This window comes from Streptomyces sp. NPDC047061 (assembly GCF_040643955.1).
Classification (GTDB): domain Bacteria; phylum Actinomycetota; class Actinomycetes; order Streptomycetales; family Streptomycetaceae; genus Streptomyces.
The window spans coordinates 25,008-35,475 of sequence record NZ_JBEYVI010000069.1; the positions used below are offsets into that span (position 1 = coordinate 25,008).

The 10,468-nt window shown below is 68.4% G+C and carries 12 protein-coding genes and 1 pseudogene; 3 read left to right on the forward strand and 10 right to left on the reverse strand.

Features of this window, described 5'->3' with window-relative positions; genetic code table 11:
• Positions 1-26 precede the first annotated feature (26 nt).
• The 3 genes from ABZ887_RS48245 to ABZ887_RS48255 all read right to left on the reverse strand — a co-directional run bounded on the left by ABZ887_RS48245 (position 27) and on the right by ABZ887_RS48255 (position 5,121).
• Positions 27-1,805, reverse strand: a complete 1,779-nt coding sequence (locus ABZ887_RS48245; RefSeq protein WP_361305561.1) for a hypothetical protein — start codon at positions 1,803-1,805, stop codon at positions 27-29.
• On the reverse strand, positions 1,802-3,415 hold the full coding sequence (locus tag ABZ887_RS48250; RefSeq protein WP_361305563.1) for a hypothetical protein: 1,614 nt from the start codon (positions 3,413-3,415) through the stop codon (positions 1,802-1,804). Before ABZ887_RS48250 ends, ABZ887_RS48245 begins: the two co-directional genes overlap by 4 nt.
• 197 nt (positions 3,416-3,612) lie before the next feature.
• Positions 3,613-5,121 (reverse strand): tyrosine-type recombinase/integrase, encoded by a 1,509-nt coding sequence (locus ABZ887_RS48255; protein WP_361305565.1) that lies wholly within the window; start codon positions 5,119-5,121, stop codon positions 3,613-3,615.
• A 161-nt stretch (positions 5,122-5,282) separates the two neighbouring features.
• Between ABZ887_RS48255 and ABZ887_RS48260 the strand changes: the two genes are divergently transcribed.
• On the forward strand, positions 5,283-5,516 hold the full coding sequence (locus ABZ887_RS48260; RefSeq protein WP_361305567.1) for a hypothetical protein: 234 nt from the start codon (positions 5,283-5,285) through the stop codon (positions 5,514-5,516).
• Positions 5,517-5,591: 75 nt separating this feature from the next.
• Here the strand turns inward: ABZ887_RS48260 and ABZ887_RS48265 are convergent, their stop codons facing one another.
• The 4 genes from ABZ887_RS48265 to ABZ887_RS48280 all read right to left on the reverse strand — a co-directional run bounded on the left by ABZ887_RS48265 (position 5,592) and on the right by ABZ887_RS48280 (position 7,941).
• Positions 5,592-6,179, reverse strand: a complete 588-nt coding sequence (locus ABZ887_RS48265) for a hypothetical protein (protein WP_361305569.1) — start codon at positions 6,177-6,179, stop codon at positions 5,592-5,594.
• 12 nt (positions 6,180-6,191) lie between these two features.
• On the reverse strand, positions 6,192-6,794 hold the full coding sequence (locus ABZ887_RS48270) for a GNAT family N-acetyltransferase (RefSeq protein ID WP_361305571.1): 603 nt from the start codon (positions 6,792-6,794) through the stop codon (positions 6,192-6,194).
• A gap of 283 nt (positions 6,795-7,077) precedes the next feature.
• Positions 7,078-7,242 (reverse strand): hypothetical protein, encoded by a 165-nt coding sequence (locus ABZ887_RS48275; protein WP_361305573.1) that lies wholly within the window; start codon positions 7,240-7,242, stop codon positions 7,078-7,080.
• 51 nt (positions 7,243-7,293) lie between these two features.
• On the reverse strand, positions 7,294-7,941 hold the full coding sequence (locus ABZ887_RS48280) for a hypothetical protein (RefSeq protein ID WP_361305575.1): 648 nt from the start codon (positions 7,939-7,941) through the stop codon (positions 7,294-7,296).
• A gap of 90 nt (positions 7,942-8,031) precedes the next feature.
• On the opposite strand from ABZ887_RS48280, the gene ABZ887_RS48285 reads away from it, so the two are divergent.
• Positions 8,032-8,493, forward strand: a complete 462-nt coding sequence (locus ABZ887_RS48285; RefSeq protein ID WP_361305577.1) for a GNAT family N-acetyltransferase — start codon at positions 8,032-8,034, stop codon at positions 8,491-8,493.
• A gap of 231 nt (positions 8,494-8,724) precedes the next feature.
• On the opposite strand, the gene ABZ887_RS48290 is transcribed toward ABZ887_RS48285, so the two are convergent.
• The 3 genes from ABZ887_RS48290 to ABZ887_RS48300 form a co-directional block, all read right to left on the reverse strand.
• Entirely contained in the window at positions 8,725-8,880 is a 156-nt protein-coding gene (locus ABZ887_RS48290; RefSeq protein ID WP_361305579.1) for a hypothetical protein, read from the reverse strand.
• Entirely contained in the window at positions 8,880-9,332 is a 453-nt protein-coding gene (locus ABZ887_RS48295; RefSeq protein WP_361305581.1) for a transposase, read from the reverse strand. The genes ABZ887_RS48290 and ABZ887_RS48295 overlap by 1 nt, the downstream gene beginning before the upstream one ends.
• A gap of 131 nt (positions 9,333-9,463) precedes the next feature.
• Positions 9,464-9,955, reverse strand: coding sequence for a GNAT family N-acetyltransferase (locus ABZ887_RS48300; protein WP_361305583.1), 492 nt, complete (start codon positions 9,953-9,955; stop codon positions 9,464-9,466).
• Between the two features lie 351 nt (positions 9,956-10,306).
• Here ABZ887_RS48300 and ABZ887_RS48305 point away from each other — a divergent pair.
• A pseudogene (locus tag ABZ887_RS48305) lies at positions 10,307-10,468 on the forward strand (ISL3 family transposase); the annotation flags it as partial.

Here is a 10,468-nt window from a genome sequence, read left to right on the forward strand (position 1 = left end):
CGGGATAATGTTGGCAACATGCCTGGTCAAGCTGCTAGGTCGTAGTAGTGTCGAAGTCCGCCAGACTCCCTCCATGAGCAGGCGACCTGCGACTTCTCGCCCGTCTGATGCAATTCCCGAGGGTCCGCATATCCCTCGAACATGACTATTCGGGCATGTTGGTACTGCCGTGCGCCGGCGACAACACCGAAGGGCTGGTGAGCGATATGCCAGGCCAAAGTTCGACGGAACTGCCGCGTGTCGAAACTCCAGGGAACCCCTGCTGGATCAGGTCCCTCCTCGGTAAGGCCGAGCAGCCCGTCCGGGTCCTCGCCTCCGCGGCCGTGTTGATGGCTTTCTGAATTGAGGGTGTCCGGGGTGTCGTAGTCCTCGACGCCGCTTGTGTCGTTGGGGATGAACAACCCGGCTTCCGTGCTGAAGAGCTCGTTGGCATGGTCGCGGAAGCGGCCCAGCCGGTAGGGAACGGACCCGAAGAGCTGATAGCCGGTGATGTCCGTGCCCCAGTAGCCGAAGAGATGGTCCGGATCGTCATGGAGGCCGAGGAGGACATCGACGGCTTGGTGAACGATGTCCAGGACGACCCACTCGGCCTCATCGCCGCTGATCTTGCGGTTCTTGTAGACCCGCCCGCGCAGCTTGTAGCGGATCCGGCCGTCGTCGCCGGTCTCGGTGAACGCGCACTCGCGGCCCAGGAGGCGGACCTCGTCGTCGCGAAGTCCAGAAAGGTACGCGATCACGATCCAGCAGGCCGTGCGCAGGTACTCGGTCTCCCGGTTCACAGTCGTGGGGTCCAGCCGTGGCCGCCAGGGCCAGCCGGACTCCGGCCAGGGCGACATCGGAGTGTCGAGGCCGCCTTCCTCAAATCCCAGCTCGGCCGCCGCCCGTGCCACGAGGTGATCGATACGGGCGTAGCCGCCGATCATCAGCTCGATCAAGGTGACGTTCGGCGATTGGACGACTCCGCCGACCACCTCAGCGCCTGGTCGCCGTGAAACCGCCTCCAGCGGCAGGGCCGGCAGGCCGCGCCCGGCCGCCCGGCGCTTCGCGATGAAGGAGGTGAACGCGGCTTCCTTCGCTCCGCCCATGCTGTAGGGCCGCAGGCGTGCGGCCTCCTGCAGGGCCTGTATCTCGGCGCGGGCGGCGCGGATGTCGCGGCTGGCGATGGTGATGTAGAAGACGGCCGCGCGCAGCAGCGGACCCATGATCTCCTCGGGGATGCGGTCCGTGCTGTTCTCGTCCGGTCTCGGCTCCTTGCCCACCACCGCCGCTGATGTCCGGCCCGGCCACGGATGGACGTCCAGTCCGTCGCTGTGGAGGAAGGCGCGATGGGCGGCGAGCTGCTTCATCGTGGTGACGAGCGACGCAGCGGTGGAGAGGGACCCCTTCTTCCACTGGTCAAGCAACGCCGCCAGATCCTCCCGGGTGACCGCGGAGAGCCGTGTTATGCCGAGTTCGCGCAGGTCGTGCATGGCGTTACGTACCCGGGCCAGTTCCTGCGCGGCCCACGTGATCTTCATCGGCTTCACTGTCGAGACGCTCAGGTAGCTGGCCGGGACGCCCCGGCGGAACCGCGAGTAGAGGTATTCCTTGGCCGTACGGATGCCCGTGTCGTCGGCGAATCCCGAGAAGTGGCAGACGGCGTTCTTGCGGGCGGTCCGGGGAACGAAGGGGCGCAGGTCCCAGACCATGTCGCCGACGCGCGGCCCGCGGCCGGTCGCGGCGGTGGTGAGGTGCTCGGGCACGACGTACGCGTCGTCCGGGACCGGGGTCGCCGGACGAGCGCGGAGTTGAGGCGCGGTGGTCATGAGATGAGCTCCACAAACTGTGCGGGCAGCGACAGGCGCGGCCCGCCGGCTTCGGCGATGGCCGTGGCCGTGGTGATCTGCTCGGTGCTGAACTTCGGCCGGATGTCGTTGACGATCCGCTCCCAGGCCAGTCCGTAGCGGGCCTTCCACTCGGCGGCGGCGTACTCCTCGCGCTGTGCTTCGAGGAAGTCGAGGAAGGACAGCAGGCTCGGCAGGTGCCGGGTGGTGAAGACGGCGTTCGGGCACTCCAGGCAGCCCCAGATCGCGACCGGGCACCCCGCTCCCTTCTTTCGCGCCCATGGGGAGGCGTAGTAGTTGCGGCACGAGGCCAGCCAGACGTCGTTGTCCGTCCCGAGCGCGGCGCGGACTTCGTCCGGCTCCAGGTCCTGGTCGCCGTCGTCCAGGCGGCGGCCGTCGTCGTCCAGCACGACCGGCGCGGCCAGGGCCGCGTCCAGGGCTTCGCGCAGGCCGTCCTCCACCGCCTGCTCGTTTACCTCACGGTGGGCCTCGATGTCGGCGTAGTGTCCCGCGGCCACCTCCTTGGTGTGGCCCGACACGAAGTCGTCGAGGATGCCGCCGGCCCGAAGATAGTTCCGCGACTTGTAGCTCTTGCGCAGGCGACGCATGTTCATCGACACGGCGCCGCCGCCGCGGTCCTTCATCTCATCGATCCGGTGCCGGGCCATCCAGGGCACCGCGTCCCGGGCCGTGTGGGTGCGTCCGTCCCGGTAGACGTCACGAACTCCGGCGTCCAGGGCGAGCACCCACAGGGAATCGGCGTCGGCGAACTCGCGGGCGCGCTGTGTGAGCCGCAGGGCGAGGCGGAGCAGGCCGCCTGGGTGGTGCAGGGCGCCCCCGTCGCTCACCCGCATTGTCTTGTGAGTGTGCTGGTGCGCGCGCTTCTTGACGTACGCGATGCTGACGAACCCGCGCGCCGGGTTGGACAGGCAGTCCGCCTTCAGGGTCTTGGCGCACTCGGGTTCAAGCCCGGTCTGACAGATCAGCAAGGTCAGGAAGGGCACCATGTCGGCCTTGGCCAGGAACAGGTGCGAGTTGACGGCTCTGATCCCGCCCAGGGCCCGCAGCGGGCGATGCTGCCGCACGATGTCGTTGGTCAGCGGCCCGTTGCGGGCGACGTACCACAGGACGTTCTCCAGCCGCCCCCACCCACCGGCCTCGGGGTCCTGGCCGGCTTCGGCCATCCGCTCACCGCGCAGGATCCGGTCCCGGATCTCGCGGACGTCGGCGAGCGCTGCGGCCTCCATGCGCTCGAACACCGGCATCGGGTAGGCGTCGAGGGGCTTGCTGGTCAGCCGCTCCACTGTCGTCGCCGTGAACCCGATTCGCCCGTGCATCTCGGCGCTGAAGGCGTCCGGGGCGGAATCGTGGACGGCACGCAGCAGGCGGACGACCGTCGCGAGCAGCTGGTACGGCTGGCCGCTTCCTTTCGGGAAGGCCCGCGCCAGGTGCGCTTCGAAGGCGTCCAGGAGCTCGGGTTCGAGGTCGTCCAGCGCGAAGTCGTCGGCTTGTCCGGGCTCGGCCGCAGCCACGAACTCGACGAACAGCCGCACGGCGCGGATCGCTTGGCGGAAGGCATACTTACCGCCCATGGTCCCGTCGTCACCCCCGATCTGGCTCAACTCTTGGGCGAGCGGCCGGATGAGGCGGGGGCACGGCAAATGCGAGAGGTCGTAGCGGATATCCTCTCCGTCGAACTGGAGCGAGAAGGCGACCGGACCGATGCTGGGCACCGGGTCCGGAGGAGCGGGGATGTCGCTCGCGGCAGGAAATCGAACGCGTCGGGAACTCATGCTGCCGCAGCGACCGCCTCCAGCGCCGCGACCTGGATGTCCCACTCCGCGAGCGCGGACAGGACGATCTCCTGGAACTCATCCAGAAGGTCCAGGTAGATGTGGACCGTCGACTCGTGTGCGTGTCCGAGAAGCAACTGCAGCTTGCGCATGGGGCTGCCGAACAGCAGCCGCTCCAGTTCCGCCCTGGTAAACCGTCGGTCCTCCCGCTGCCCCAGCGCGCGGATAGTCTGCCGCAGCATCAGGCCAAGCATCTGAACTGCAAAAACGTGACGGAGAGTATGGGGGGAGACCTCGATGTCGATCCCGAAGGAAGCACAGCGCTCGTTGGCCCGACGGAAGGCCGACTGCCACGTGGAGGGCATGAGCGGATACCCGTCCTCGCCCAGCCACAGTGCCAACGGCTCCCGCGGCAGACCGTCAGCATCCACACGGAACAGGTTCCGCCGCACGCCGACGCCGATCTTCGAGTACGACCAGGCGCGGGAAGAGCCCACCACCGTCAAGGCGTGACGCCCCGCGCGACCCACCGGAACGAACTCCTCCAGCCCGACGTACCGCCCACTGGCCCGCGCCCGCTCCACCACGGCCGAACGCTCGATCGACAGGTAGTGGTGCCACGCCCGCAGCGTCCGCCGATTCCCGAACACCCTGCGCGCCTTTTTCCGCTTGGCCACCTGAGCCGCGAGATAGATGTCTCCCCGGCCTCCTGCCACGGGAGGAAGCTCGGTCGTCAGCAGACTCGCTCCCTCGCCCAGGCGCATGCCGGTGTAGACGAGCGAGTCGGCGAACAGCGCGTTGCGCTCACCGTGCCGACCACGCCACTTCGGGTCCGGTCTGCCGTCCGGCAGCTCGCCCCGCAGCCCGACATTGCGCCACAGCAGGTAGTCGGCGAACTGCACGATGTGCAGAGGCTCTTGGTCGTCGTCCACGTCATACTCGGCGTTGACCCGGACGCGCTTCGGTCCCTGCGGCGTCATGACCATCTTGTCGATGTACCGGAACGGCTCGTGATCCAGCAGCTCCTCGTAGATGGACCACTCCACCCACTTGTCGAGAGCCGCGATGGACCGCCGCCACGTGGCAGCACTGATCGAGTTCTCGTCGTCCATGCGCATGCGGACGACCTTGTAGGCGCGCAGATCAGCGCTGTCCGTCTCCCATATCGACTTCCCTCCCCGGGATTCGTGCAGGAACCGGCAGTACAGCATGATGTCGCGCATGTAGCCCTCGTGCCCGTTGTCGGACCGCACGCCCCAGCTGTCGAGTTCGCGCCCGAACCGGTTCAACTGGACGTCGTAAGAACCGTCGGGGCCGAGGATGAAGTACTTGCCGTCGCACGCTCCCGCCCGTTCCAGCACGGCCGACGCGTCGAAGGGCCACGGACCAGCTGCCCGAGCCTGCGCAGTCCGATGCAGGAGGACCACGGCCTCCGGCGTCGACTGGCCGAGGGAGACGTCGGCTCCCAGTAGACCGATGGCAGTTGACGTGCTGGTGCGCTTCATCAGACCCCCTGAGACAGAAGCTACGCGCACATAACTGCGTGCTTTGTGAGACAGATTGAAGCGCCAACATAAAAGCCGACCTCGCCGTCGACTCCGGCCAGGCCCTCCTGGACCTCGGCGACACCCGCCGCGCCCACCTGCTCATCGCCGAAGGCGAGCAGTTGCTGCCCGCCTCCCGGGACAAGACCCGCGGCGTGTTCCTCACCTACCGGGCAGCAAGCTACCTCGACCAGAAAGAACCCGAGCCCGCCGCGGCCGCCGCCCTGGAAGCACTTCTCCTGGCCCGCCGGATCGGCGCACCCCGCTGCATCAGCCTCGTCGACAACCTCCTCCCCCGCTTCCAGCCCTACACCCAGGCCCAGGGCGTGCCCGAACTGCTGACCGCCGCCGCGTAGTACTGCACAGCACGTCCTCGCACACGCGGACCCGGTGCCGTCGGCGGCAGCCGATCGGCTGAGCGCCGTCCTCGGCTACGGAGTCGGCCCTTGATGGCAGGAGCAGGGGCATTCGCTGCCTCGGCAGTCTCCTGCGCGGTACCTGCGATCGATGACGCCGTCGTTCTGCAGCGCGCGGAGCAGCCGTTGGAAAGCGGCGGCTGACTCGCCGTCTGAGATCTCTGTGGCCGTAGCTTCGGCGATCTTCCTGCGTGCGACGGCGAAGGCACACGCGTATTCGGCGACGTGCCATGCCACCAGCCCGTCCAGGTATCTGACTGCGTCCATGCTCCGTGGAGAGCTACGGACGCCACCGCGCAGCAGCGCGGTACGGCCTCCTTCGATCCGCTCGAAGCACCAGAGCAGCGTGAAATAGGCGGTGAGGGTCGAAGCCCAGTCGTTCGTCCTGGCGGGCGAGCCGAAGTCCCCGTCGTGAAGGCTTCCTACGAGCCGGCGGGCCAAGGCGACCTCGCCGGTCGTCAGGTCCTGGTGCAACGCGCGGGCGGTCTCGAACCGTGCCCGGCGGTGTTCGGCCCTGAACGCGACGAGGGCGACCACGACCGCTGCCAGTGCCAGGGCTGTGGACGACACCCCCGCCAGGGCCGACCAGTCGTCTGCGGTCAACTCGCTGCCCCCTCACGCGCCTTGCGGCTGCCACCGGTGGAAGAAGGTCAGGCCCGGTCCGGCACCGAGATGAAGCGGGATGCCGGTGAGCAGGGTGCCGACGTCGATGCCCTGCCCGGGCCGCAGCACGGTGAACCCCTGCCGCCTGTAGTACGGCCCCAGGGCCCGCTCGGTGTCGAACTCACCGAACAGCAGTGTGTACTCCAGCTGCCCGTACACCTGCATGCACCGGGCGAGCAGCGCGGCCCCGATCCCGCGCCGGCGGGCGTCCTCGGCGACGGCGACCGCTTTGATCTTCGCGTACATGAGCATCGACATCAGGACGTACCGCCTGCCGACGCCCGGCAGTTGGGAGAGCCCGGAGAGGACCGTGCCCGAGGGGACGCCCAGCAGTGCGCCGACGACCTGGCCGTCGCCGTCCCGCGCGACCAGCGGCAGAGACAGCTCGCCCGCCGCCCGCTGAGGCTCCCCGGCGGCCACTGCCCTCACGAGCCGTTCCCCGGCGTCGGCCCCCGCCAGAGCGTCCAGCAGCCACGTCCCGCACTCCCCACGAGCCAGCGCCTCAAGATGGCCGGCCTCCAGATCGTCGGCCGCCGCCTTCAACAGCGTGGTCATCGCCCCGGCCTCCCCCGGCACCGCGAACCCGATCCGCACACCGTCTGGCCCGGGCACACCGTCCAGCATCTGCTGCCGCGTCAACCGCTCCGGCCCCGCTAAGGAACCCGTCTTCGCCGCCCTCTTCGTCCTCTTTCTTCTTCGCCATCCCGGGGATCTACCCGCCGAAGGTCCTGCGGACCCTGCGGATCAGGGACGGAGCAAGGAGACGGCCGTCAGAGCGGGCGCGGGCGGATCGAGCAGTACGCGGCCCTCCGGGCTCGGCGCGGACAGGTGGATGCGGTCATGAGGCCCGCCGGAAGACGGTGGCCGGTCCGATGACCTGGGCGCCGAACCGGGCTCGGACCTGGTCGATGGCACTCTCCGCGACCAGGCGGGCCTCGCGGGAGGCATCGAGGCTGAGCTGCTCCGCGGTCTGGCCGGCCTCGGCCAGGTCCTCTGCCTTCAACACCAGTCCTGTCAGCCAGCCGCGCTGAAGAGCCGCCGCGTCCATCAGCTGCTAGGCGAGCAGACGCAGATCATCCTCGTGCCCCGATGCCTCCGCCAGCCGCGGGGTCTTGTCCCAGCGGCCGTCGCCGGCGAAGAAAAGCGTGAGGGTCAGCGCGCGGGCGGCCTGGCCGCGTCGGCGCAGCAGGTGCCCGAGGCGGACCACCAGCTCCAGCAGGGCGGCCCGGACTTCGGCGCCGTCCAGGACGTGCCGGTCGAAGCGGTGGCGGACGGTCGCGGAGGCGGGCAGGGCGCGGGGGACGACGGGGCGGAGGTCGATGCCGCGGGCCCGGTCGGCGACGAGCCGTCCGGCGCTGGCGCCCAGGAGGCGCTGGAGGGTGTCGGGCGGGAGCGCGGCGAGCGCGCCGACGTAGTGGATGCCGTACTTGCGCAGCAGGGCTGAATGCCGGGGGCCGATGCCGTGCAGGGCGTCCACGGGCAGCTGGGCGAGCCAGTCCACGGTGTGCGCGGGGGCGATGGCGCGGACGCCGCCGGAGCCGGTGATCCGTGCGGAGGCGGTGGCCGCGACCGTGATCGATTCTCCGATGCCCACGCGCACGTCGACGCCCAGACGGGCGACCGACCGTATGCGCACAAGCTCGCCGAGCCGCTGGGGATCGGCGCCGTGGTAACGCAGGGCACCCCTGAGTGTCTGTCTCAAATCCGCGATTCCCGTTCTCTGGATCGGCCATCCTCCGAGACCGCCTGGGTGGATCATGGAGTGATGACGACAGCTCCGTGGAGGTGCTGAGTGACGATCTCGATCCGGCCTGCCCAGGATGAGGAAGCGAGCTTCTTATCTGATCTGGCACTCCGCTCGAAGGCCCACTGGGGGTATGACGCTGCATTTCTTGAGGCGTGTCGCGAGGAACTCGCGCTCACAGGGCCCGACCTCGCCCGCCATCGGACGGCTGTTGCGGAGCGGGACGGCAGCATCCTGGGCTTCACGACCCTGGAGGGTGAGCCGCCGCAGGGTGTCCTTGGCATGATGTTCGTCGATCCGGATGCGATCGGGCAGGGCATCGGCCGTGTGCTGTTCACGCATGCGGTAGAGACGGCCCAGGCGCTGGGGTTCACGCGGTTCACCATCGATGCAGACCCGAACGCCGAGCCCTTCTATGAGGCCATGGGAGGAATCCCTGTCGGCCGTGTGCCCTCCGGGTCGATTCCTGGCCGGACTCTCACCCAGTACCTGCGCAGGATTCCGGGCTGACGTCCTGTTTCTTCGCCCACTTGGGGTGAAGTGCCCGCCGTGTGAGCCGGCGGGTCATGACCGTGATGAGTGCCCAGGTCAGGTGAGCTTCCGAGTGCTGCGGCAGACGTTCGTAGTCCCGCACGTTTCGTCGTGCTTTCATGATCCAGCCCAGCGTCCGTTCGACTTTCCAGCGCCGGGGCAGGACGACGAAGCCCTTGGCCCCGCGGGGCCGGGAGACGGTCCTGAGCGTCATGTGCAGGAAGTCGTCCGACCAGTTGGTGAGCTGGCCGCGTAGGCGGAGTCCGCCCAGACCTGGGTGATCTGTCGCTGCATGACGCGCAGACGCCAGAGGATCTCTCGTGCGGCGTCGCGGTCGGTGGTGTCGGCGGGTGTCACCGTGATCATCACCGGCAGGCCGAGGGTGTCGACGGCGAGGTGTCTCTTGCGCCCGGTACTCTTTTTGCCGCATCACGTCCCGTCGACTCTGCGGGCACCCCGGCCGCCGCGTGCACGCTTTGGGTGTCAATCACCACCAGGCTCGGGTCCGCCTTGCGCCGCGACATCTCCCGCACCTGCCAGCGCAGCAGATCATGGACGGTCTGATCGGTGCCGTCGTCGCGCCACTTGGTGAAGTAGTACATCACCGCGCCGCGCGGCGGCAGGTCGTGCGGAAGCAGGTCCCAATGGCAGCCGGTGCGGCCCTGGTAGAGGAGCGCGTTGACGATCTCCAGCATCTCGTACCGGCCCTGATGGCCGCTGACGGAGGGGTGCGCGGCCTTCCACGCGGTGATCACCGGCTCGACCAGCGCCCACTGTTCGTCGGACAGGTCACTCTTGTAGGGCTTTCGCTCGCTCACGGTGTCCAGCCCAGCACGCCCGAGCCCGCCGACCGGCTGGGATGCCATAGTTCCATATGATCAGGTGACGACAAGTCACGTATCAACTCGCATACGCGCTGGCGCGGCGGCAATGAACAGCGACGATTGAGCTAGCCGCGCCGGGGCAGCGGAAGGATGAAATAGCAGCCCCTGTCATCGTCGTCCCGGACGGTTGGGTGAACGGCGAAGCCGAGCCGCAGTTTGAGCTGGTGGTTCTCGACGTTCTCGCCCGAGCTGTGCGACCTGACCTGGTGACAGCCCTGCCTGCCGGCCGCCGCAATGACCGCTCGTTGCAAGGCGGTCCCCACACCCCGCCGACGCCACCGCTCGGGAACGCCGAAGGCGAGGATTTTCGCTTCGTGTACCGCTTGCCCCTGGACGGTGATGGGCGGGCAGCCGGTGTCAGGACCTATGGGCTGCACGACGTAGCGGCAGAAGCCCATCAGCAGTGTGTCCGGTGAGTACGCGGCGAGCAGGTGGGAACTCAGGTGGAATCCCGCGGTGAACCGCACCCAGTCGCTCTGGCCAAGTTCATCGATCAGTGCCCAAACCGGGTCGCCCTCCCGGCGGCCGTCCAAGACTTCCCTGACCTCGATTTCCATCCCGGGGACGGTAACGAACAGCCCTTCATCGGCGCTACCGGTTTTCCATGGCCGTCTATGTCGCCCACCACTCTCGCGGTCAGACCCACACCGCGACCAACGCGGATGACCCGGCCCGGCTCCGCGAACAGGCAAGCGACGACGTGGATCGGCGCTATGACGCATCGGGTTCGGAGGTGATGCCACGTCCGGGCCAGCATCAGTCCGGTCTCGGCAATGAACCCGTCGATCAGGCCAGGCTGGTATCGCATCCGTTTCAGGCAGGCGCCAACCCGCCCCCCGAAGGGCCGAAAGGGACATCAATCCACGTACCGCCCTCTCAAGGAGGAACAGGCCGCGCTACGCGACAAACTGTCCGCCGCCTGCCCGGAGATGACCGCCCTGGCCACCCAGATCAGCGACTTCGCCGCACTCCTCACCCCCGCAGCGGGCAATCCCGCGCGGCTGAACGCCTGGATCGCCCGGACCCGCGCGGCCGACCTGCCTTTCCTGCACTCCTTCGCCACTGGCCTG

Excerpts from the sequence above, each read along its gene's own strand:
- ABZ887_RS48250 (WP_361305563.1), bottom strand. The coding sequence starts at position 3,415 with ATGGGCGGTAAGTATGCCTTCCGCCAAGCGATCCGCGCCGTGCGGCTG.
- ABZ887_RS48255 (WP_361305565.1), bottom strand. The coding sequence starts at position 5,121 with ATGAAGCGCACCAGCACGTCAACTGCCATCGGTCTACTGGGAGCCGAC.
- ABZ887_RS48300 (WP_361305583.1), bottom strand. The coding sequence starts at position 9,955 with ATGGAAATCGAGGTCAGGGAAGTCTTGGACGGCCGCCGGGAGGGCGAC.
- ABZ887_RS48290 (WP_361305579.1), bottom strand. The coding sequence starts at position 8,880 with ATGATCACGGTGACACCCGCCGACACCACCGACCGCGACGCCGCACGA.
- ABZ887_RS48270 (WP_361305571.1), bottom strand. The coding sequence starts at position 6,794 with ATGACCACGCTGTTGAAGGCGGCGGCCGACGATCTGGAGGCCGGCCAT.
- ABZ887_RS48245 (WP_361305561.1), bottom strand. The coding sequence starts at position 1,805 with ATGACCACCGCGCCTCAACTCCGCGCTCGTCCGGCGACCCCGGTCCCG.